Origin of the sequence: Brevibacterium sp. LS14 (assembly GCF_012027885.1) — a bacterium.
Classification (GTDB): Bacteria; Actinomycetota; Actinomycetes; order Actinomycetales; family Brevibacteriaceae; genus Brevibacterium; species Brevibacterium casei.
In genome coordinates this window covers 25453-47711 of sequence record NZ_SJXG01000053.1, presented here as the reverse complement: position 1 = coordinate 47711, position 22259 = coordinate 25453, and the positions used below count along the sequence as shown (strand labels likewise).

Annotated in this window: 17 protein-coding genes; 13 read left to right on the top strand and 4 right to left on the bottom strand. The window is 69.6% G+C overall.

The features are described from left to right. Nucleotides 1-4: 4 nt before the first annotated feature. Nucleotides 5-187 carry a hypothetical protein gene (locus tag EZE58_RS11995; RefSeq protein ID WP_009378762.1) on the bottom strand — a complete coding sequence of 61 codons (183 nt, stop codon included), beginning with the start codon at nt 185-187 and terminating at the stop codon, nt 5-7. Nucleotides 188-264: 77 nt separating this feature from the next. Beyond that, entirely contained in the window at nt 265-747 is a 483-nt protein-coding gene (locus EZE58_RS11990) for an Asp23/Gls24 family envelope stress response protein (protein WP_009378764.1), read from the bottom strand. Nucleotides 748-956: 209 nt separating this feature from the next. Here EZE58_RS11990 and EZE58_RS11985 point away from each other — a divergent pair, with 209 nt between their 5' ends. The 7 genes from EZE58_RS11985 (at nt 957) to EZE58_RS11955 (ending at nt 6779) form a co-directional block, all read left to right on the top strand. Further along, entirely contained in the window at nt 957-1520 is a 564-nt protein-coding gene (locus tag EZE58_RS11985) for an RNA polymerase sigma factor (protein ID WP_009378766.1), read from the top strand. Next, complete coding sequence (locus tag EZE58_RS11980; RefSeq protein WP_131248283.1) at nt 1517-1996, top strand: hypothetical protein; 480 nt, start codon at nt 1517-1519, stop codon at nt 1994-1996. The genes EZE58_RS11985 and EZE58_RS11980 overlap by 4 nt, the downstream gene beginning before the upstream one ends. Then, nucleotides 1986-2705 (top strand): hypothetical protein, encoded by a 720-nt coding sequence (locus tag EZE58_RS11975; RefSeq protein WP_063249606.1) that lies wholly within the window; start codon nt 1986-1988, stop codon nt 2703-2705. The genes EZE58_RS11980 and EZE58_RS11975 overlap by 11 nt, the downstream gene beginning before the upstream one ends. Nucleotides 2706-2794: 89 nt before the next feature. After that, nucleotides 2795-3364, top strand: coding sequence for an orotate phosphoribosyltransferase (gene pyrE, locus EZE58_RS11970; RefSeq protein WP_009378772.1), 570 nt, complete (start codon nt 2795-2797; stop codon nt 3362-3364). A 153-nt stretch (nt 3365-3517) separates the two neighbouring features. Further along, nucleotides 3518-4390, top strand: a complete 873-nt coding sequence (locus EZE58_RS11965) for an ATP-binding cassette domain-containing protein (RefSeq protein WP_009378774.1) — start codon at nt 3518-3520, stop codon at nt 4388-4390. Beyond that, nucleotides 4390-6150 (top strand): ABC transporter permease, encoded by a 1761-nt coding sequence (locus EZE58_RS11960; protein WP_009378775.1) that lies wholly within the window; start codon nt 4390-4392, stop codon nt 6148-6150. Before EZE58_RS11965 ends, EZE58_RS11960 begins: the two co-directional genes overlap by 1 nt. Next, a complete protein-coding gene (locus EZE58_RS11955; protein WP_009378776.1) occupies nt 6147-6779 on the top strand; it encodes a TrmH family RNA methyltransferase in 633 nt (210 codons plus the stop codon). Before EZE58_RS11960 ends, EZE58_RS11955 begins: the two co-directional genes overlap by 4 nt. A gap of 245 nt (nt 6780-7024) precedes the next feature. Here the strand turns inward: EZE58_RS11955 and EZE58_RS11950 are convergent, their stop codons facing one another. After that, on the bottom strand, nt 7025-8170 hold the full coding sequence (locus EZE58_RS11950) for an acyl-CoA dehydrogenase family protein (protein ID WP_009378777.1): 1146 nt from the start codon (nt 8168-8170) through the stop codon (nt 7025-7027). Between the two features lie 24 nt (nt 8171-8194). Continuing rightward, entirely contained in the window at nt 8195-9388 is a 1194-nt protein-coding gene (locus tag EZE58_RS11945) for an acyl-CoA dehydrogenase family protein (RefSeq protein ID WP_063249610.1), read from the bottom strand. Between the two features lie 304 nt (nt 9389-9692). Here EZE58_RS11945 and EZE58_RS11940 point away from each other — a divergent pair, with 304 nt between their 5' ends. The 6 genes from EZE58_RS11940 (at nt 9693) to EZE58_RS11915 (ending at nt 22258) form a co-directional block, all read left to right on the top strand. After that, complete coding sequence (locus EZE58_RS11940; RefSeq protein WP_009378779.1) at nt 9693-12218, top strand: LuxR C-terminal-related transcriptional regulator; 2526 nt, start codon at nt 9693-9695, stop codon at nt 12216-12218. Then, entirely contained in the window at nt 12211-14769 is a 2559-nt protein-coding gene (locus EZE58_RS11935) for a LuxR C-terminal-related transcriptional regulator (protein ID WP_009378780.1), read from the top strand. Before EZE58_RS11940 ends, EZE58_RS11935 begins: the two co-directional genes overlap by 8 nt. Before the next feature lie 447 nt (nt 14770-15216). Next, nucleotides 15217-17754 (top strand): LuxR family transcriptional regulator, encoded by a 2538-nt coding sequence (locus tag EZE58_RS17720; protein WP_167560624.1) that lies wholly within the window; start codon nt 15217-15219, stop codon nt 17752-17754. Between the two features lie 214 nt (nt 17755-17968). Then, a complete protein-coding gene (locus tag EZE58_RS11925; protein WP_231882210.1) occupies nt 17969-19963 on the top strand; it encodes a nucleoside-diphosphate sugar epimerase/dehydratase in 1995 nt (664 codons plus the stop codon). Between the two features lie 16 nt (nt 19964-19979). Next, nucleotides 19980-21122, top strand: coding sequence for a GNAT family N-acetyltransferase (locus tag EZE58_RS11920; RefSeq protein ID WP_063249612.1), 1143 nt, complete (start codon nt 19980-19982; stop codon nt 21120-21122). Beyond that, nucleotides 21119-22258, top strand: a complete 1140-nt coding sequence (locus tag EZE58_RS11915) for a GNAT family N-acetyltransferase (protein WP_131248285.1) — start codon at nt 21119-21121, stop codon at nt 22256-22258. Before EZE58_RS11920 ends, EZE58_RS11915 begins: the two co-directional genes overlap by 4 nt. The last annotated feature ends 1 nt before the right edge of the window (nt 22259 follow it).

The window sequence follows — 22259 nt, the reverse complement described above, 5'->3', positions numbered from 1 at the left end:
CCGATCACCTCCGCGTCGTCGAACGCGAGCTCAGGGCTCCGAGGTCGAGTCGACCGTCGAGGACGAGACCGATGGTGAGGCCGAGCCCACCGCAGATCGCGACGACGAGGAATGCGACGAATCCTCCGAAGTACGCGACGATGCCGAGGGTGAGTCCGACAAGCAGTCCTACGTAAGTTTTCGACATGGCTGTCCTTCCGGGGCTGTCGCTGCGCTCCCCGAGGCGAGTGCTCGCCTCGGGGGCGTCAGCGAGGGGTGGGTGTGTCAGGAGAGGTTGTTCTGATCGTCCGACTTCTTCTGATCGTCGTTGTCCTCGTCGGGGAGGTGGACGTCGGTGACGTCGATGTTGACCTCGACGACCTGGAGTCCGGTGCCCTGCTCGACGGCGCGGATGACGTTGCGACGGATCGCCTCGGCGACGTCGACGATCGAGGTGCCGTACTCGACGACGATCGTGAGATCGATCGCGGTCTGCTTCTCGCCCTTCTCCACGGAGACTCCGCCCGAGACGTTCGTCTGCGAGCCGGGGATCCGGTCGGTGAGGGTGTCGAAGGCGCGACGAGCGGCGTTGCCCATACCGAAGACGCCGGGGACCTCGCGCGCCGCGATGCCGGCGAGCTTGGCGACGACGTTCTCAGCGATGGTCGTGTTGCCCTTGTCGGTGACCAGGGGGCTGTTGACGTCGGCGCCGGCCGAAGCGGTCGAACCAGCGGTCTTGGTGGTGGAGGGAGCGTTGGTCTCAGGCATGATTGTTCATTCCTTTTCGTGTCGGAGGTGCTGACATAGGTACAGACGCAGCCGGTGGCGAATCCTCACGCACGAATCGCAAGAATTTCTCCGCATCGCCCGAAACCTGTGCGCGCACCGGCGGCCGCGGAGTCTCGATTCGGTGAACTTTCCTCCGAATATCCGGCAAGGCATGTTCCCAGGTCGGAGGCTCGCCTATGATCTGAGACATGGCAAGAGGTGATGATCGATTCGACGTCGTGACCCTCGTCGTGCGGGCCCGTGAAGGCGATGTCGACGCCTTCGCCGCCCTCGTCGACCGGTACGAGGTCAGACTGCTGCGCTTCGCGATGCGCACACTCGGGGACAGGCAGGACGCCGAGGACGTCGTCCAGGACACGCTCGTGCAGGCGTGGAAGTCCCTCAATGCGCTCGCTTCCCCCGAGGCATTCGGCACGTGGGTCTATCGGATGGCGTCGAACCGGTGCACCGACGTCCTGCGCAAGCGGGTCTCCCGGCCCGCCGATCCGGTCGACCCCGAGGACATGGGCGTCCACGCCGACGATCGGGCCTCGGTGGAGAAGCGGGTCGAGGCCCGCAGCGCGCTCGAGCGCTTCGCCGAGGTGTTCTCGACGCTGTCCACCGAGCAGCGCATCACGTGGGTCCTCCATCAGATGGAAGGGCTCAGCTACGCTGAGGTGGCCGACACCTTGGGCATCACCGAAGGCAGTGTGCGCGGCCGGATCCATCGGGCCCGAGCCGCCATCGTCGAAGGGATGAAGGGATGGACATGAGTGATGATCGCAGGCGGGCCGAGGACGAGCGCGCCGCTCCCGACCTCGACGCCGAGCTGCGCGACGTCATCGACGACTACATGGGCCACTACGTCCCCGACTCCGAGCAGACCGCCGGGATCCGCGAACGGATCCTCCAGCTCGTCCGCAACGACCTCTACCGGGGTCCGTCGACGAAGCTGCGCACGGATGCGGGGCACGAGTACTCGATCGCCTCGGCGGCGGTGCGGACGATCGTCCGCGATGCCGTCGACTCGGTCGACGGGATCCGCTCCCGCAGCGTCGGCATCGCCCCGTCCGGGGAACCGGCAGGCAGCGCCGCCGAGGTGCGACTGACCGTGACCATGCGCGCGGACGTCCGCTTCGTCGCCGCCGCGGATCTCATCAGGACGGCCGTCTCCGAGGCGCTCGTACGCGAGCTCGGAGTGCCGGCAGCACGGATCGATATCGAAGTCGAGGATGCCTATGTCGAATGACCCGCATGAGACGCCGACTCCGCTCGAGGTTCGGCACGAGGACCCCATCGTTGCCCCGCACCCGCCCGAGTCGCATCCGGACACGCCCTCAGCGCCGTTGCCGGGTCACGCACCGACCGCGGCCGGGCGCACCGGCGACACCAGCCCGGTTGACGTGCCGAGGACTGCGACCTCGCCCAAACCCGGCGGGGACGACCGCCGGGTCGGCACCGGCAGCAGCGCCGGACGCACCGGCGCGGAGCCGGCGCTTCCCGCCGGGGCCGACGCGGCACCTGAGCCGGAGCTTCCCGCCGGGACCGACCCTGCTGGCGAACCCGAGCTGCCTGCCGGCACCGACTCTTCCACCGACGTCGCAGCGGCCGGGAGCGACGGCGACGCGGATCCAACGGAGGGCGGCCCGCTCACGCGCACTGCGCAGCAACTCGCGAACGAGATCGCCGGCATCGGGGGAGTGGCCTCACTCGCACCGGGCATGAAGGATCTCGTCGCCAGCGCCACTGCGCGGGTGCTGCGGCGCACCGGCGGTGAACCCATGGGCATCGACCTCACCGAGTCCTCCGACGGCTACCGAGTGCGCATCGACGCCCACTTCGACGATTCGCGCTCGGTCGCCGCGATCGTCGACGAGATCTTCTCGGTCGTCGACCGCGAGGTCGGCGAGCCCGTCGAGGTCGACCTCAGGGTGATCAGCCGCGACGACTCGCACTGAGTCGCGCGCCGAGGCGGATGTCGCCGCGGCAGGGTCGACCCGCCTCGGCGGGGTCAGGGCCGGACCGGAGGGCCACGTAGACTGGGGTCATGACCGACCCCGCAGACACGCGCCGACAGCTGCTCGGCCTCATCGACGAACTCGCCGTGGTCCGCGGCCGAGTCACCCTGTCCTCCGGCCGCGAGGCCGACTACTACCTCGACCTGCGCCGGGTCACGCTCGACCATCGCTCGGCGCCGCTCATCGGCGACGTCCTCCTCGACCTCCTCGAGGCCGAAGGGCTGCTCGAGGGCATCGACGCGATCGGCGGGCTGACGATGGGCGCCGACCCGGTCGGCACCGCGGTCATGCACCGCTCGGTGCTGCGCGGGACCCCCGTCGACGCATTCGTCGTCCGCAAGGAGGCGAAGAAGCACGGCATGTCCCGCCGCGTCGAAGGTCCTGACGTCGCCGGCAAGCGCGTCATCGCCGTCGAGGACACCTCGACGACGGGCGGATCCGTCCTCACCGCCGTCGAGGCGCTGCGGGAGGCCGGCGCCGAGGTGGTCGCCGTGGCCGTGGTCATGGACCGTGACACGGGGGCGAAGGAGAAGGTCGAAGCCGAGGCGGGGATCCCCTACCTCACGGCGCTGTCGACGAAGGACCTCGGCCTGGAGTGACGGGGGCGATCATGAGCTGGGACTCGACTGTCAATTCCGTCGAAATCCCTGCCCCGGTTTGAATCGCCGTGGGCGATTCACCACGATAGATGAGAAACTCTCACGGGGCCGCGGTTCCGCGCGGCCGCCTACGGACGAACGTAAGGATGACGTGTGCTCACACTCAACGAGGTCTCCCTCCGCAAGGGGAAGCGAACATATCTGGACGAGGTGAGCTTCACCGCCGAGGCAGGTCGGATCACCGCCGTCGTCGGCACCCGATCGGCAGGACGCACCGAACTCGTGCGTGTGATCATGGGTCTCATCAGCCCCGATGAGGGCACCGTCGAAGTCGAGGGCCACGAGCTCGACTTTGGCGACCGGCAGAACTTCGGCTACCTGCCCGGTGAGCGCGGCGGCTACCCGAACATGCGGGTCATCGACCAGATCGTCTACCTCGCCCGTCTCCACGGCATCACCCTCGGTGCGGCCGAGCGCAACGCCCTCACCCTGCTCTCGCGCCTCGAGCTCGCCGACCGCGGCTACGCTCCGCTGAAGAACCTCAGCGGCGCCGAGATCGCCCGCGTCGACATCGCCGCCACCCTGGCCGCCGACCCCGACGTCGTCGTCATCGACGATGCCTTCGCCGGCCTCGACGCGAAGTCGACCGAACTCGTCATGTCCCTCCTGCGCGCCCACGCGTCCTCGGGGGTCCCCGTCATCCTCGCCACCGACGACTGGGAGGCCGCAGAGAAGCACGCCGACGACATCGTCGCGCTCAGCCAGGGCAGGGTCACCGCCTCCGGCAGCGTCGACGACCTCCTCGGCGAGCACCGCTACCGTGTCGCCCTCGCTAACGCTGAGGCGGCCGCGAAGACCCTGTCAGGACGGTCGGGGATCACCGAGATCGAGGTCATCGACACCGTCATCACCTTCCGCGCGAACGATCCCGGCTCGGCCGCCGCGACCGTGGCGAGGCTCGAACGAGTCGAGAGCTTCGAACGCATCCGCCCGACATTGGCCGAGCAGTACAAGGAGGCCCTGTGATGGCACGCAAGGACGACGCGCAGGACGCGGAGAACGCCAAGGACACGACGACGTCGAGGGCATCCGGCAAGGCCGCCTCCGGAACGGAGCCGACGACCTCGAAGGGCACGGCCCCCAAGAGCCTCGACGACCTCGACATGGGCACTACCGGCACCGAGTCGGCCGACTCCGACTCGACGACCTCGACGTCGAAGTCGGCTGCCTCCAAGGCGTCGGCTGCCAAGGCGGGCACCTCCACCTCTGCGGCCTCCAAGAAGACGGCCGACACCGAGGCGGATGCGACGGCCGGACTCGATGAGGTCCCCTTCGAACTCGCCGAGGACCGGCCGAACCCTGAGGACCTGCCCGAGACGGGACTCGTCTCCGAGTTCGTCGACGTCGGCCGGCGTCAGGCGTCGTGGCTGGTGTCGAACCGCGAGAGCTCGACCGTCATGCGCTCGCCGTTCTTCCTCGTCACCGTCGCCGTCGTCATCCTCGGCATCCTCGCCGTGATCATCAGCGGCATCGTCCGCGAAGCCCAGGTCGACTCGGGCACGCCGAGCATGGCCATGGTCGGCGTCGGCGAGCAGGCGGCGATGTACGAACAGCAGCTCGGTGTGAAGATCACCGACGTCGCCGATGCCCAGGCGGCCGAGCAGCTCGTCCGCGATGGTGAGGTCGACGCCGCGTTCATCCAGGACCCGACGGGTCAGACGCAGCCGACGATCATCGCCCTCGACAAGCAGCCGACCGCGCTGCTCGAGAAGCTCGCCCCGCAGACCGAGGCGACCCTCCTGCAGACCCCGGCCGTCGCCGAGGACATCGCCACTCCGCTGCTGTGGGGCATGGTCGTCTTCTCGCTCCTCGTCATCGGCACCCTCGGCACCGCGCTCTACCAGAACCTGCGTTTGGAGAAGCGGAACCGGATCACCGAGATCATCGCGGCGACGATTCCGCCGCGCGCGGCCGCCTCGGGTCGGATTACGGGCATGCTCACGCTCGTCGTCATCCACCTCCTCGTCGCAGCCGTCGTCCTCGAGCTCGGACTCTCGATCTCGGGCAGGACGTCGATCGCCTTCGCGATGCTGCCCGGACTCGGATGGTTCGCCCTCACCCTCTTCTTCACCGCGTGGGCGATCTTCGCCCTCCTCGTGTGGGCCTCGACCCTGACGAGCGATCGCGCCCGCAGCATCGTGCTCACGATCATCGGCATCCTCACCGTGGGCGGCGCGATGGCCCCGGTCATCGTCGGCGCGAGCGGAACGGTCGGCCGGGTGCTCTCCTGGACTCCGTTCACCTCGCCGCTGGGCATCGCGGGCCGCTTCTTCTCGGCCCAGCCCGAGTGGTGGGAGGGCCTCGTCGCCGCAGCGATCGCCGCAGTCCTCGCCCTCATCCTCCACGCGGTCGCCGGCGGTGCCTACGTCCGCTCGGTCCTCTCCGGCGGAGGCCGCGGGGGCAAGACCGTGAAGATGAGCAAGCGCGCGAAGAAGGTCGCCGCCGCCTCCGACTCCGAGGAGGACGCCGATGCGAAGGCGTCGACCGCCTCGGCGAAGGGTGCGGCAAAGACGGCCACGGCGACGAAGGACGCCGACGCCGACGCAGATTCGGACGACGCGGACGCTGACGAGGTCGTGACCGTCTCGGAGACCGAGGAGGTCACGACGACGAAGACGGCCGGCGCGACGAAGGCTGCGGGCACCACCGCCTCGGCGAAGGGCACCCGCACGACGAAGGCCACGGACGACGCGATGGACTCCGGGAAGGACTCCGACGCGAAGTGACCGACGGTCTCGAGCAGCAGCAGGTGGGGGTCGGTCCGTGGACCGGCCCCTGGCCTGTCGGTGAGGAGTACGATCCGGAGCTGCTGCGCGACGGGGACCGGCGCAATGTCGTCGACAAGTACCGCTACTGGCGCCACGATGCCATCGTCGCCGACCTCGACACGGTGCGGCACGGGTTCCACGTCGGTGTCGAGAACTGGCAGCACGACCTCAACATCGGCTCGGTCGTGCGCACGGCGAACGCGTTCAATGCCGCGGCCGTGCACATCGTCGGGCGGCGGCGCTGGAACCGGCGCGGGGCGATGGTCACGGACAGGTACCAGCACGTCATCCACCATCCCAGCGTCGACGACCTGCTCCAATGGTGCGTCGAGAACGACGTGCCGCTCATCGGCATCGACAACTTCCCGGACTCGGTGCCGCTCGAGACGTTCGAGCTGCCGCAGCGGTGCCTGCTGCTCTTCGGCCAGGAGGGGCCGGGGCTGAGCGAGGAGGCGCATCAGGCGAGCTCGGCGGTGCTCTCGATCGCCCAGTACGGTTCGACGCGGTCGATGAATGCCGCGGCCGCAGCGGCAATCACCATGCACGCGTGGATCCGCCGCCACGTCTTCGAGCAGCCGATCGGGTAGCTCGGCACGGACTCTGGCACGCCCGCGAGGCGGGTGCGGGCGGAGTGCTGGCGGCACGCGGGCGGCCGCTAGCACGCGGACATCGCCGCCACGTCTTCGACCAGCCGGTCGGGTAGCGCGGCAGCACGCAGAAAAAGGACGCTCAGTGTCGATTCGCAAGCTCAGAATCGACACTGAGCGTCCTTGATCCCGCTGTGACTCACCGGGCGGTTGCCCTTCCGCCGAGACTCACCAGGCCGCCCTCCTCAGGACAGGTCGGCGGCGTGGGGTTCGATGAGACCGCCGATCGATGCGAGCTCGGCGGTGAGCGAGTCCGCGTCGTCGAAGGTCTTCGAGATCACGGTGAGGCGCTTCGCGTAGTGCCCGATCGGGTACTCCATCGTCATGCCGATGCCGCCGTGCATCTGGATCGACTCCTGGCTGATGTGGCGCGCGGTCGAGTCGATGATGATCTTCGCGGCGATGACGTCGCGGTGGCGATCCTTCTCCGCGCCCTCCGCCTCGGCGGTGACGGCGAGACGGGCGAAGAGCGCCATGCTGCGGGCGTACTCGAGGTCCGCGTAGAGGTCCGCGGCGCGATGCTGGAGCGCCTGGTTGGCACCGATCGGCGCCCCGAACTGCTCGCGGGTCTTGAGGTACTCGGCCGTCATCGTCAGCGACGCCTCCATCGCGCCGACGGCCTCGGCCATGAGCGCGGCGTTGGCGATGTCGAAGACCTCCGAGAGCACGGCATGGGCGTCGCCGGCGTCGAGGCGCTGGGCGGGAGTGCCGTCGAAGCGCACGCTCGCGCTGCCGAGCCCGTCGGCCTGGCGATGGGTCACACGTGTGAGCCCCTGCGCGTCGGCGGCGACGAGGAAGAGGCCGAGCTCGCCGTTCTCGACCGCGGTGACGACGAAGTGGTCGGCGACATCGCCGCCGAGCACACCGTTCTTCTCCCCGGTCAGGCGCACTCCGTCACCGTCGGCGGTCGCCGTCGTCGTCGGCTGGGCGAGAGCGTAGCGCTGCCCCGGCTCGAGGGCGGCGACGGCGAGGAAGGTCTCGCCCTCGCACACGCCGGGCAGGATCGCCTGCTTCTGCTCCTCGCTGCCGGCGAGCAGCAGCGCATTGGTGCCGAGGACCGCGGTCGCGACGAAGGGCTCGAGCACGAGCGAACGGCCGAAGGCCTCGAGGACCACAGCCACCTCGGCGAAGGTCATCTCCGCACCGCCGAAGCTCTCGGGCACGGTGAGGCCGAGCAGGCCCATCTCCGCGAACTGCTGCCACTTCTCGCGCGAGATGCCCTCGTCGCTCTTGAGGATCGCCTCGCGGGCGGCCGCATCGTATTCGGTGCGCAGGTACTTGCCCAGGGTGCTCGCGAGCTCCTGCTGGATGTCGTTGAGTTCAAGATCCATGGATGTCCACTTCCTTCGCCGGGCTCAGAGCCCGAGCAGAGCCTTCGAGATGATTCCGCGCTGCACCTCGGACGAACCGCCGTAGATGGTGACCTTGCGGGTGTTGAAGTATGCGGGCAGGGCGTCGACGGCGCCGAGCGGCAGGTCGGTCAGCCCCTCGCCCTGGACCCGGTCGGTGACGAAGTCGAGACCCTGCGGTCCGAGCACGTCGACGAGGATCTCGCTGATGTCCTCCTGCAGCTGCGAGCCCTTGAGCTTGAGCACCGAGGACCGCGGATCCGGCTTGTCCGAGCCGGCGGCCTGCGTCGAGAGGATCCGCAGCTGGGTCATCTCGAGCGCGGTGAGCTCGGCTTCGAGCCGGGTCAGGCGCGCCGAGAACAGCGGGTCGTCGAGGAGGGTGCCGGTGGCCGTCTTCGTCACCGCCGCGTACGCCTTGGCACGGGCGAGGTTGACCTTCGAGGCGCCGATCCGGGCGATCCCGGTGCGTTCGTTGCCGAGGAGGAACTTCGCGTACGTCCACCCCTTGTTCTCCTCGCCGACGAGGTTGTCCACCGGCACCTCGACGTTGTCGAAGAAGACCTCGTTGACCTCATGGCCGCCGTCGATGAGCTGGATCGGGCGCACGGTGACGCCGGGGGACTTCATGTCGATGAGGAGGAACGAGATCCCCGCCTGCTTCTTCACGTTCGCATCGGTGCGCACGAGCATGAAGATCCAGTCCCCGTACTGGCCCAGCGTCGTCCACGTCTTCTGTCCGTTGACGATGTACTTGTCCCCGGACCTCACCGCCGAGGTGGCCAGGGAGGCGAGGTCGGATCCGGCGTTGGGTTCGGAGAACCCCTGCGACCACCAGATGTCGATGTTCGCCGTGGCCGGGAGGAACCGCTCCTTGAGCTCCTGCGAGCCGAAGTTCGCGATGACCGGCCCGACCATGGAGACGTTGAAGGGCAGCGGCGAGGGTACGCAGGCGAGCTGCATCTCCTCGAGCCAGATGTGGCGCTGGACCGGGGTCCAGTCCTGACCGCCCCACTCGAGCGGCCAGTGGGGCACGGCGTACCCGTTGGCGTTGAGGATCCGCTGCGAGGTCACCATGTCCTCTTTGGACAGCTCCTGGCCGGTGGCGACCTTGAAACGGAGCTCTTCGGGGATCTCCGTGCGATAGAACTGACGCATCTGCTGCGCGAACTCGCGCTCCTCTGCGCTCAGAAGGGTGTCCATGAGTGCTCCTGATAGATCGTTCAGTAAGTTTCTGTCCATACTACGTTCGCGTGAAGTGTCCCACAAGTAGCTCACCGAGGTGGTCGACAGGCGGACGGGTCGATTGCGGGGAGCGGGATATGCGGTTACAGTGTCCCCACATCCCCAGCTTCGCGGTGGTCAGTGGTCCCCTCCCGACGGCCTGCGAGTCCGAACCTCCGAGCGCCGTACCCGGAGGATCCGCTCGAGCATCCGCGAGGCAGACAGCCGTGTGCTGTCCGCGCGATCCGCGGGCAGGACTGCGGCGACACCGAAAGAAGCGCACATGTCGGTTACGGTCCCATCCCCGCAGGGTCGCGCTTTCGGCTACGCAGACGAGGTCTCGGCGGTGCGGCACGCGCTCGTCGACCCCGACCGCTGCGGGTGTCTCGTCGTCGGCGCCGCGGGCATCGGACGCACCACCGTGATGAATCGGGCACTCGACCATCTCGAGTCCGACACCACGGTGCATCGCCTGCGCGGTTCCGAGCTGCTGCGCGACCGCGAGCTCGGCGTCCTCGAGATCCTCCTCTCCCAGGCCGGCGCCCACCGCGAGATCGCACCCGGGGCGGCGCTGTCGACCCTCGCCCGCGCCTTCGCGGCGGCGAGCGAGGACACAGTGCCCATCGTCCAGCTCGACAACAGCAACCTCATCGACACCACCTCGCTGGCCGTCCTCTGCCGCCTCGCCGATGCCCGTCGCATCCGCCTCGTCGCCGGCGCCGAATCCATCCGGCCGCCGGTCGATCTCCTCGCGAAGCTGTGGCTGGGCGGATCGCTTGTGCGCATCGACCTCACCGGACTCGACGAGAGCGCGATCGCCGCGCTCGTCGAATCGGCCGGAGCCCCGACCCGCTCGGCGGCCGAGCTCCTGCGCGACACCGGCGGCAACCCGCGCCTGCTCAACCAGGTGATCTTCGGCGCCGATCAGTCGAGCGCGCACGAGCGCATCCTGTGGAACGTCCCCAGCGGCCTCCGGCCCGTCCTCGAGGTCGTCGCCATGGTCGGCGAGGTCCCCTACGACAGCCTCGCCCTCCTCTGCTCGCCGGGGGAGATCGACGCCCTGGCCGACATCGGCCTCGTCGTCATGGAGCGCGGCCCGGGCGCCGGGGTCCACCTCGCCGAGCCGGTCATCGCCGAGACCCTCAAAGCCCATGTCATGCCCTCCCACAGCCTCAGACTGTTCCGGCTCCTCGCCGATGTCGTCGACCTCGACGACCTCGAGGGCCGTGCCCTCTTCGGGTACCTGCGCTGGGGTCTGTCCCTCGGCGTCGGGCAGCCGGAGGACCGGATCTTCGCCGCCGTCGGCGATGCCAACGCCGAGGGGCGGTACTCCGACGCGGCCGACCTCATCGTCGCCTCCGGGTGGGAGACCGACCGTGTGCTCCTCGAACTCGTGCGCGCGGACAAAGGAAGAGGGGGGATCGCCGAGGCGGAGCAGACCTTCGCCCGTCTGCTCGCCGACGCCGATGAGGACGCCGACCCCCAGTACCTCTCCCGGCTCCTGTGCATGGACTATCGCCTCACCGATCCCAACGCTCCGGAGGAGCTGCGCGTCGAATGGGTGCGCGACCTCCTGAGCACCCCGGCCGACACGGGCCGCGTCGACGTCACCCGCGCCCGCTTCGCCCTGCGGGGAGGCCGCCTCGACGAGGCCCGCTGCCTCGCCTCCGAGGTCTTCCACGACCACGAGTGCCTCAACCGGCATCGGCTGCGGGCCTGCGCGATCCTCGGTCTCGTCCTCGTCCTGCAGGGCCGGGTGGTCGACGGGATCCGCTGCATCGACCAGGCCGAGCTGATGTTCTCCCTGCCCGGCCTGACCAGCTACGAGCTCGAGGACGCGGCACCGCAGATCTTCGTCTCCCGCTACCTGTCCGGGGACTGGGCCGGGGCGCGGCGATCGGTGCGCGAGGCCCGGTCGGGGGACCGGATGTTCGAACTCGCCGGGGCGCTGGTCGACCTGCGCACCGGCCATCCCGCGCGAGCCCAGTCGACCCTGCAGGCCGTGCTCGAACCGGCCCAGGAGACCGATCTCATCGATCTCACCGGGGTGGGACGCGCGGCCAAGCGCTACGCGGATGCGCTACTCGGCCGGCCCTCGGATCCGCAGCGGCTGCGGGAGGCGACGTGGGACGAGGAGCGGGCGGACCGCTACTCGTGGTGGGCGGAGGCCGAAGCGCGCCTCTTCGACCTGCAGGCGCTCGCGCTCGCCCATCCCGCCGAGGCGGCCGACCGCCTCCATGCCCTCGGCACCTCGATCGCCGAGCACGGCGCGGCGACGATGGCCGCGTTCGCCTTCATCGAGGCCGCTCGCCTCGGTCAGGGATCCGCCGGCCACAGCCTCGCCGTCCTGGGAGGTGAGATCGACGGTGCCATCGGGCGGCTCGCCCGGACCGTGGCCGAGGGCGTCCTCGTCGGAGACGCCGATGCGCTCATCGAGGCCGCACGCGCGTCCCTCGAATTCGGTTCGTACCTCACCTCCTCGGACTTCGCGAAGCTCGCGCAGAAGCGGGCCGTCGAGGTCGGCGACCGCTCGGCGGTCAAGGAGGCGAGGATCCTCATCGGCAACAGCACGCGCACGGTGCGCTCGGGTGCCACGGGGTCGCGGTTCCACACCGTCCTCTCCGACTTCGAGCGCAAGCTCGTCGACGGGGTCATGGCGGGGGCGAGCAGCCACGAGCTCGGGGAGCTCCACCATCTCTCGGCGCGCACCATCGAATGGCACCTGAGCCGGATCTACCGCCGTCTGCAGGTGGCCAACCGACGCGAGCTGCGCGAACTCGTCTCCACGTGGGGCAGGGTCCATGTCTGAGGCGCGGGATCGCCGGGACTGCTTCGGTCGTGACGGCGAACTCGCCGAGATCGCCGCAGCCCTCGTCGGAACGGGAGCCGCCGGAGTCGTCATCGAAGGCGACACCGGGGCGGGGAAGACGAGCCTCATCGAGCTCGTCCACGCCGAACGCGGCGGCCGCGAGCTCTGGGTGCGCGGGGACCGCGTGCTCGCCGAGAGTCCGTTCGGCGCCTTCGGCCTCGCCGTCGACCTCGCCGACGACGAGGGGACGCTGCTCAACCGCGTCGTCACCATGCTCACGGCCGGCGACGAGCCGCCCGTCGTCTTCGTCGACGACGCCCACCACCTCGACGACGCGAGCGTGAGCGTGCTCAGCCAGCTCGCCACCGACGGGGAGATCCGCATCGCCGTGACCGTCCAGCCTGCGGTCGACGGCCGCTCCCCGCACTTCCGGGAGCTCGTCGCCGACGGCCTCCTCCACCACGTCCTCCTCGACCCGCTCCACGAGGACGATGTCACGGCGATGCTCGAGCACCACCTCGGCGGGGTGGTGTCACGGGGAGTCATCGACGCGACGATGTTCCTCACCATGGGGGTCCCGGTCCGGGTCCTCGAACTGCTCAGGTACGCCCGGCAGTGGAACCGGTTCCGCCTCCGGCACGGGGTGTGGCTGCTCGACGGACTCGACATCGCCTACGACGAGCGGGTCCGCGACGTCATCTCCTACCACCTCGCCCGCTACAGCGATGAGCAGCGGGGCGCGCTCGAACTCGTCGTCCTCGCCGGCGAGGTCGAGGTCGAGCTCATGCTCAGCGCCGGCTACGGGGAGGCCGCCGACGACCTCGTCGCCGCCGGGGTCATCGGGCTCGAGTCGCGGGGCTCGCCCGTCTACGTCGCCCTCGAATCCCATTCGACGGAGACGATCCGGGTGACCGTTCCCGTCGGACGCAGCCGCCGGATGTTCGAACTCGTCGAATCCGCCCCCGGCACGCCCTCCCAGCGCTCGCGGATGCTCCGCGCCGACTGGGGCCTGAGCTGCGGGGCGAGGATCTCCCTGCGGGATTCGATCGACGCGGCCCGGATAGCGATCGCCCTCGGCGAATGGCATCGGGCGCTGCGGATCCTCCGCGGGGTGCCGTTCGAGGCGATGGACCCGCAGGAGCTCTTCGACCTCGGTCGCCTCTACTGCGACGTCAACCTCGTCCCCGTCGGCCTCGACATCCTCGCCAGGACGGTGCGTCGGGCGCAGACCCCGTTCCTCGTCCTCGAGGCCTTCATCGTGTGGATCTTCCGGGACGTCGGACGCGAATCCCCCTCGCTGTCCGTCGACGACTTCCTCACCGCACTCGACCGGATCGCGGCCGCCGCGGACGGGGACGCCGAGGTCCTCGCGCAGATCGACCTCACCCGCGTCATCCTCGACCGGGTCAGCCGGCTCACGTGGGCGCGCCTGTCCGGTGACGACGTCGTCGACGCCCGGTGGATGACGACCGAGGAGGTGCCGGAGACCCTGCGGGTGAGCATCGCGATCGCCTTCGCCTCGAAGGAGCTCGAACGCGGCCGCGGAGAGGATGTGCTCGACCTCCTCGAGGAGACCGAGGCGAAGATGACGACCATCGGCACGCCGCTGATCATGCTCGACTGCTTCCGCACGTGGGCGATGCTCCAGGCCGGCAGGCGGAACGAGGTGAGGGACGGGCTGAGCGAGGTGCGCAGCCAGGACCTCGCGTTCCTCGCCGCCTCGAGCGGGCCGCGCGACCTCGTGCTCGCCCGCATCCTCGGCCAGGAGGGGCGGTGGGCCGAGTCCGCCCGACGTGCGGCCGCCGCGGTCGAGGCCTTCGAGTACTGGAACCAGCAGCAGTTCATGGCCTTCGCCCTCGCCCAGGCCGAGTATTCGGCGATGATGAGCGGCAACGCCGAAGCGGCCGACGACTTCGATGCGCGCTTCGTCCGCCTGCCCGTGGCCAACGTCTACCTCGAGGGCGGCCGTGCGCGAGGCCTGCGGCTCGTCGCGCGCGCCGTGCTCACGGGAGAGCAGTCCTACCTCGACGCCCTCGCCGAGGTGCTCGCGGAGGCCGAGGCCGAAGAGGAGTTCGCGCTCGCGATGCGGCTGCGGCTCGAGCTGCTGCGCCACTTCGGCCTCTACGACGCCGAGGCGATCCTCGCGCTCGCCGCCGCTGCCGGCGAGAGGGACCGGTGGCGCCTCGGATCGCTTGGGGCAGCCCTGCGGAATGAGGACCCTGAGGCGCTCACGGCGCTCGCCGACGACCTCGGCGGGATCGGACCCGACCTCGCCGAGCGCTGCCGCGAGATCGCCGAATCCTGGCGTGAAGAGCCCCCGACGCACCCCCACCGCGTCCAGGAGGAGGCCGTCGAGCTGACGAATCGGGAGCGGCAGATCTCCCGGCTCATCGTCGCCGGCCTGTCGAACGCGGAGATCGCCGAGGAGCTCGGCGTCGCGGTGCGCACCGTCGAGGGCCACACCTACCGGATGTACCGCAAGCTCGACATCACCTCCCGGTCGGAGGTGGCCGAGGCGCTCAGCCGCCTGCGGACCGACCGGCCGGGATGAGCCAGCGGACAGACGCGAAATCGCAGATCAACGGGCCGGCCGCCACCGCACGATCGAGTAGGAGAGAACGACACGCAGGGAATTCGAGTAGTCACCGGCTGTCACGCAATCGTCATCAGCGAGTGATCGAGTAGTGACATTCCGGCAACCGGCGGGCACATTCGAGTATCCGCCGAGAATTATCCCGTAATGACCACCTGGTGACCGGTGGGACGGCTCACGAAGATGGGGTGCATGCACATCCCCGCATATCCCCAGAATCCCCAGTCATCCCATCCCCACGCGTCGGTCCCGCCGCAGCGGAGCCGACCCGACGAAGCCGATCCGCGCACATCGCGATCGAGCAGGCCGGGCGAACTCGCACGGCTGCGGACGCTCCTGGAGCGTCATCGCGCCGCTGCGGTCGTCGGCCGGACCGGCCTCGGCAAGGCCTCTCTCCTCCGAGAGGTGGAGGCAGAATGGTCGGGACCGGTCCTGCGCGTCCACTTCAGCCACTCCGAGCCGGGCAGCGACTGCTCCGGAATCGACATCCTCCTCACCTCGCTCGGGGCGATCGACAGCCGCACCTCGGTCGCCGACCTCGCGCACGACCGCGGCGAGGACATCGCCGATGCCGCCCAGTCGGCGCTGCGCGGAGCCGGAATCGCCGACGACGCGCTCATCGTCGTCGCCGGAGCCGACCGGATGGACGGACCGTCCCAGGCGGTCCTCGGCCAGATGCTCAGGCGCGCGCAGTCCGGGTGCGCGAACTTCGCCGTCTCCGCGACCTCCCTTCCCGACGACGGACCCCTCTCGCTCATCCCCACCGTCGAACTCCGGGAGTTCAGCCGCGACGAGCTCGTCGCCGCGGCCCAGGACCTCTGCGAGGGCCGGCTCGCCCCCGAGGCGGCGCACCTCGCCGCGGCCACCGCGTGCGGACGTCCGCTCGCGCTCGAGAGCATCGTCACGGAGATGAACCGACGGGAGCGGCTCGGTGACGGTCCGCTGACCATCCCTGTGCGCCTCGGCGACACCGGGGCATCGATCCTCCGCGACGTCCTCGGAAGCCCCGGCCCGCAGACGATCACCCTGCTCCGACAGCTGTCCCTGGCACCGGCAGCGCTGTGGGGACCCCTCGCCGCTCGGATCCCGGGTCTGTGGGAGATCGTCGACGACCTCGAGACCCGCGACATCATCGAAAGGCGCGGCCCGCACCTGCGCATCACCAACCACCTCGTCCGCGCCTGGGCCCACCAGTCGATGGGGTCGAGCGAGCGCATCGCCGGCCACGAGCAGCTCGCCGAGGACTCCGCAGGCATCGACCCGCGCCTCGAGCACTGGCATGCGTCCTTCGCGCGGCCGACCGAGCAGACGGCGCCGACGCTCATCGACGACGGCAGGACGCTCATCACCGAGGGGACCGGCCCGGCCGGAATCGAGTTCGTCGAGCGGGCGATGCGGGTGAGCACCGACGACGAGTCCCTGGCACCGGCCCTCATCGACATCGCATGGCAGCTCTACGAGCGCGGCGAGTTCGTCTTCGCGAGCCGCTATGTGCGCATCGCCGGCCAGTCGGATTCGCCCGCGCTCGCGGTCCGCGCACGGACGCTGGGCATCCGGATCGCCTTCGCCCAGCGCCAGACCCTGCCCTCCCACCTCATCAACAGCTGGTCGAAGAGGGAACGCGCCGAGGCTCCCGCCGAGGTCGCCCGCCTCCAGCTCACCCTGAGCATGTGCCGCTGCGAACGCGGCGAATACGCGGAGGCCGAAGAGCTGCTGCGCGAGGCGCGCGGGGCCGTCGACCACCTCGGCGAGGACGGGCACCGGCTGCTCGAGGCGGCGACGATCCGGCTCGAGAGCGCCCGCGGCACGGACCGGTCGGCGGTGCGGAGCTTCACGGCCCTGCGCGACCACGACGGTGACGACCTCGACCCCGAGTTCGTCCTCGCGGTCGCCTCGGGGCTCATGCTCACCGAGCACTTCGACTCGGCCCAGGCCGCGCTCTCCCTCCTCCGTCGCAGCAGCGGGGACGGAACGATCTGGCGTCTGCAGGCGCGCTGCCTGCAGGCCGAGACCGCTGTGCGTGCGGGCCGCCTGCGGCTGGCCGACGAACTCATCCGCGCCGTCGTCGCAGACAGCGTCACCCTGCCCGACGTGCGGCCTGACCGGGTCCTCGTCCTCCGGACATGGGCGCTGCTCATGCACGGTGCCGCATGCGACGCCGAACCCGTCGAGGAGCGGCTCGCCGCCCTGGCGACGACGTCGGAGAACCGCCGCCTGCTCGCCGAGCTCAACGCCCTGCAGGGAAGCTGCCTGCTGCGGATGGGCTACCCCGCTGAGGCCGTGCGCCATCTGCGGCGATGCGACGAACTCTCCGCGAACGAGGTCAATCCCAACGTCCGCCGCCACGAAGCCGACCTCATCGAGGCCCTCGTCGAGATCGGACGCAGAGAGCACGCGGCACTCCTCGTCCAGCAGCTGCGCAAGCGGGTCGAACGCTGTCCCTCGCGGTGGGCGGAACTCGCCCTGCGCCGGGGCGAGGCCCTCCTCGCCTCCGGGGACAAGGGCAACGAGCTCTTCAACCTCGCGCTGCGGTCGTGGGGCGCCCAGGACTCCCTCTACGAGAAGGCGCTCACCCACACCGCCTTCGGCAGGCGCCTGCAGCAGCTCGGGTCCGATTCCCGTGCCCGGGAGCAGTTCCTCGCCGCCGAGGCGATCCTCACCGAGCTCGGGGTCGAGGGCTCCGCGCAGTCGCCGGGTCCGCCTGCGCCGGCTCCCTCCGAACCCCCGGTCCACCCGCAGCTCGCCGAGCTCAGCGAGGAGGAGCTCAAGGTCGTCGAACTCGTCAGGGCGGGGCTGAAGAACAAGGACATCGCCGGCCGGGTCTTCGTCTCCCTGCGCACCGTCGAGCTCCGTCTCACGGCCGCCTACCGGAAGCTCGGAGTGGGGTCGCGGACCGAACTCGTCTCCCTCCTCGCCGGCAATCCCAGGCTCGCCGCCGTCTGAGCACCCGACTGGCGGCAGTCCGCACAGCCCGCGCGGATGCCCGCAGAACCGCTCCCGCATCGGGTTCGCGGCGCGGACACCGCCATAGCGTGGAGGCGATCGCGAATCCCCCGAGAGGCACGGTTCCGCTGCCGCCGACTTCAGCCGGCCGCAGCGAGAACGCCGCCCGAGGGCGAGAGCGCACCGCAAGTCCCATAGTGCATTGGAGTTCGCAATGACAGCATCCGAACACCCCGATCCGGCGCCTGGAGCGCTCTCGGGAAGTCGGTCGTCACGACTGGCGATGGTGATCTGGGAGAACAAGACCTGGCTGCAGATCGTCTTCGACGCCTCCGCCTGGGTCCTCGCCGGAGGGCTGGCGTGGCTGGTCCTCGGCTTCGAGTGGATCAGCGGGCCGACCGTCGGGATGGTCCTCGCCGTGGCCCTGGCCCTGCAGCTGCTCGTCGGACTCAGCCTCGGCCTCTACCGGCGCCGCTACCATTACGGCAGCTTCTCCGAGTTCGGCGGGCTCGTCCTCGTCTGCCTCGCGGTTGCGTGCGCCCTCATGCTCGTCACCGCCGGTGACGCGCCGTTCGTCCTCCTCTTCGTCTTCGCCGCCCTCATCCTCATGTCGGGCACCCGCTACGTCATCCGCTGGGTGCACCAGTTCGCGACGCGGCCCCGGCAGGGGGAGAGGGTACTCGTCGTCGGTGCCGGCGACGCCGCGGAATCCCTCATCCGGCAGATGCTCTCGGATCCGCAGGGCGCGTACCTGCCCGTCGGCCTCATCGACGACGATCCGCGCAAACGGCACCTGAGCATCCACGGGGTGCGGGTGCGGGGCACGAGCGACGACATCGCCGAGGTGGTCGACTGGCTCAACGTCTCCGGCGTCATCGTCGCGATCGCCGACTCCGATGCGCGCTTCCTCCACGCGTGCCGCAACAGCCTGCAGATGACCGGCCGCTGGCTGCGCACCATCCCGCCGCTGGCCGAACTCGTCGACCGTCGGGTGCAGATCGCCGACATCCGCGACCTCAGGGTCGAGGACCTCATCGGCCGCAGTCCCATCCACACCGATCTCACCGAGATCGCGGAGACGATCGCCGGACGGCGCGTCCTCGTCACCGGTGCGGGCGGTTCGATCGGCAGCGAACTGTGCCGGCAGCTGTCCTCGCTGGGACCCGAGTCCCTCATCCTCCTCGATCGCGATGAGTCCGCGCTCCACGGGGTCGAGCTCACCCTCTTCGGCTCTGCGCTCCTCACCTCGCCGAACACCGTGCTCGCCGACATCCGGGACCGGGAGGCCCTCGACCGGATCTTCGCCGCGACGAGACCGCAGATCGTCTTCCACGCCGCGGCCCTCAAGCACCTGCCGATGCTCCAGCGGTTCCCGCAGGAGGCGTGGAAGACCAACGTCCACGGGACGCTCAACGTCCTCGAGGCCGCAGCGGCGGCCGAGGTCGAGACCTTCGTCAACATCTCCACGGACAAGGCGGCGGCGCCGACGAGCGAGCTCGGACGCAGCAAGCGGGTGGCCGAGCAGCTGGTCAGCGGCTTCGCAGCGCGATCGGCCGGAACGTACCTGTCCGTGCGGTTCGGCAATGTGCTCGGCTCCCGCGGGTCCGTGCTCCACTCGTTCCAGGAGCAGATCCGCCGAGGCGGTCCCGTGACCGTGACCGATCCCGAGGTCCGACGGTTCTTCATGACCATCCCCGAAGCCTGCCAGCTCGTCCTCCAGGCCGCTGCGATCGGGGAGGACGGCACCATCATGGTCCTCGACATGGGCGAACCCGTGCGCATCGACGACATCGCCCGCAGCCTCGTCGCCATGTCCGACCGCTCTGCCGACATCATCTACACCGGACTGCGTGAGGGCGAGAAGCTCGACGAGGAGCTCTTCGGCGACTACGAGGGTGCGGTCGTGCGGGTCCACGAGCGGATCAGCCGCGTCGAGGCTCCCGCGCTCGACCACCGGATCCTGCCGGGGCAGTCGGCATCACGAGAGGTCATCGACCTCTTCTGCGCCCAGACCTGCACCACCGGACTCGAACGGCCGACCGAGGCGGAGCCGACGCAGTCCCCGGTGCTTGCGTCCGTGAGCGTGCGCTCTGAGAGCGAAGATGCGGGAGATGCCACTGAGAAGGGTCTGCCCGAAGCGAACGATGACACCCGAGAACTCCTCGAAGCCGTCCGCCGACGCTTCGTGGGTGAACCCAATGCCGTCTGACCCGAGTGAGGACACCATGCACATCGACGACGACCTCGCCGACACCGCCTTCCACATCGTCGGCACCGATTCGACCCACGGCTACGAGACGTGGCTGGACGCCTGGCACCGCTGTGCCGCCGGCGACGCCTTCTCCCACCCCGACTACCTGGCGACCCTCGCCGCTGAGGGGGAGACGCCGTTGGCCGCCGTCTTCGACGACCGCTCCGGCTCCCACGTCCTCTATGCCTTCCTCCTGCGCGAGGTCACCCACGATGCCTGCGGACGGCCGGTGACGAGCGAGTGCTACGACGTCGCCGCGCCGCTGCTCTACGGGGGTCCTCTGCTGAGCTTGGGCCATCGGGCGGACACCGCCGAGGTCAGTGATCGGTTCTGGCGGCGGTTCCGCCACTGGGCCCTCGACAAGGGGGTCGTCACCGAGTTCCATCGGGAGAATCCGCTCGCGGACTCCTCGCTCGGCTACCCGGGAGACCACATCGAGCAGGCTCCGCACGCGGTGAAGAGCCTCGAGGGCCGCACCATCGACGAGCTTCTCGCCGACGCCTCGAAGAGCTATCGGAGAACCCTGCGGAAGGCGGAGTCCTCCGGAATCCAGGTGGTCGTCGACGAGAGCGGAGAGCGGCTCGAGGACTTCCTCCGGCTGCACCGCGAGACCCTGGACCGCAACGGCGCCGATGAGCGGTTCTACCTCGACCGTGACTACTTCGCGATGCTCCATCGTGAGTTCGCCGGCAGCTTCGCCTACATCTACGCGCTTGAGGACGGCAGAGCGACCTCGGTCGAATTCATCCTCTTCTGCAACGACATCGCCTATGCGCTCCTCGGCGCCTCCGATGCGCAGGGCCTGCGGTCGGGAGCGAACAGCTACCTCGTCATGCAGGCGTTCCTCTACGCCCAGTCCCGTGGAGTCGCCGACTACGTGCTCACCGGCGGAGTGACGAACACCGAGGACGACAGCCTCCTGCGCTACAAGCTGTCGATGGCCAAATCCGGGCGCCGACGCTATCGCACGGCGCAGCAGGTCATCGATCCGGCGCGCTATTCGGAGCTGAGCTGCCCGCACACCACGGACAGCTTCTTCCCCGTCTATCGATCCGCGCAGCACAGCTGCACGCACCAGGGAGAGACCGAGAGCCGGACGACGGAGGTGTCGGCATGAATGCGCAGTGGAAGGTCCTCTGGGCCGAGGCGGCGACGGACCGGGAGGAATGGATCGGACTCTGGTCCGCCTCGGCGGAGCGACATCCCTTCGCCCACCCGGACGTCTGCTCACTGCTGCGCGCCGGGGGCGGACAGCTCGCCGCCGCGGTCATGACCGTCGGCGACGGATACGTCCTCTACCCCTTCTTCCTCCGCGAGATCGATGCGGAGCTCACGGCAGCGGCGGGCGGCGAACGGATGTTCGACATCATCTCGCCCTACGGCTACGGGGGACCGCTGCACTGGGGCATCAGCGACATCGACGGGGCCTCCGCGCAGTTCTGGCGCATGTTCGATCTCTGGGCGGACGAGAACTCCGTCGTCAGCGAGTTCTCACGGCTCACCCTCTTCACCGAGACGATGCTGCCCTACCAGGGCACGACGCGCAGGCGCCAGACGAACTACGTCCGCGACCTCAGCGTCCCTGCCGACGACCTCGGTCAGAAGGTCGCCCCGAAGGTCCGCAGCAACGTCCGCCGCGCCCTGCGCGAGGGCGTCACCACGGTCATCGACACCGAAGGCGAGTTCGTCGACGACTTCGTGCGGATCTACACCGAGACCATGGAGAGGCGCGACAGCGCGGACTGGTACCGCTTCGAGCGCCCGTTCTTCGAGGGGATCCACGCAGCGCTGCCGGGCCAGTTCGCCTACGTCTACGCCCAGCACGAAGGCCGCCTCGTCTCCGTCGACCTCCTGCTCTTCGGCAGGGAGGACGGATACTACTTCCTCGGCGGCACCGAGGCGGCGGCGCTCGGCGTGCGGCCCAACGACCTCGTGAAGATGGAGTCGATGAAGTGGCTCCAGGCGCAGGGTCGACGTCGGTACGTCCTCGGCGGCGGCGTCACCGCCGAGGACAGCCTCGAACGCTACAAGCGCGGCTTCGCCCTCGATGGGCAGTACGACTACTTCACGGGCGAACGCATCCTCTCACCGGGCCGCTACGAGGAGCTGCTGGAGGCCCACCGGCGCCGCCTGGCGGCGAACGGACTCGACTTCGACGAGGCGAGCGACTTCTTCCCCGCCTACCGGCGCGGTGCCGAGGCGCTGAGCCCGACGGAACCGGTTGTCAGGCAGACCGCTGAGGCGAGGTCCTGAG

Excerpts from the sequence above, each read along its gene's own strand:
- EZE58_RS11980 (WP_131248283.1), top strand. The coding sequence starts at position 1,517 with ATGAGTGATGATCGCAGGCGGGCCGAGGACGAGCGCGCCGCTCCCGAC.
- EZE58_RS11960 (WP_009378775.1), top strand. The coding sequence starts at position 4,390 with ATGGCACGCAAGGACGACGCGCAGGACGCGGAGAACGCCAAGGACACG.
- pyrE (WP_009378772.1), top strand. The coding sequence starts at position 2,795 with ATGACCGACCCCGCAGACACGCGCCGACAGCTGCTCGGCCTCATCGAC.
- EZE58_RS11935 (WP_009378780.1), top strand. The coding sequence starts at position 12,211 with ATGTCTGAGGCGCGGGATCGCCGGGACTGCTTCGGTCGTGACGGCGAA.
- EZE58_RS11950 (WP_009378777.1), bottom strand. The coding sequence starts at position 8,170 with ATGGATCTTGAACTCAACGACATCCAGCAGGAGCTCGCGAGCACCCTG.
- EZE58_RS11990 (WP_009378764.1), bottom strand. The coding sequence starts at position 747 with ATGCCTGAGACCAACGCTCCCTCCACCACCAAGACCGCTGGTTCGACC.
- EZE58_RS11920 (WP_063249612.1), top strand. The coding sequence starts at position 19,980 with ATGCACATCGACGACGACCTCGCCGACACCGCCTTCCACATCGTCGGC.
- EZE58_RS11975 (WP_063249606.1), top strand. The coding sequence starts at position 1,986 with ATGTCGAATGACCCGCATGAGACGCCGACTCCGCTCGAGGTTCGGCAC.
- EZE58_RS11995 (WP_009378762.1), bottom strand. The coding sequence starts at position 187 with ATGTCGAAAACTTACGTAGGACTGCTTGTCGGACTCACCCTCGGCATC.
- EZE58_RS11940 (WP_009378779.1), top strand. The coding sequence starts at position 9,693 with ATGTCGGTTACGGTCCCATCCCCGCAGGGTCGCGCTTTCGGCTACGCA.
- EZE58_RS11925 (WP_231882210.1), top strand. The coding sequence starts at position 17,969 with ATGACAGCATCCGAACACCCCGATCCGGCGCCTGGAGCGCTCTCGGGA.
- EZE58_RS11945 (WP_063249610.1), bottom strand. The coding sequence starts at position 9,388 with ATGGACACCCTTCTGAGCGCAGAGGAGCGCGAGTTCGCGCAGCAGATG.
- EZE58_RS11985 (WP_009378766.1), top strand. The coding sequence starts at position 957 with ATGGCAAGAGGTGATGATCGATTCGACGTCGTGACCCTCGTCGTGCGG.
- EZE58_RS11915 (WP_131248285.1), top strand. The coding sequence starts at position 21,119 with ATGAATGCGCAGTGGAAGGTCCTCTGGGCCGAGGCGGCGACGGACCGG.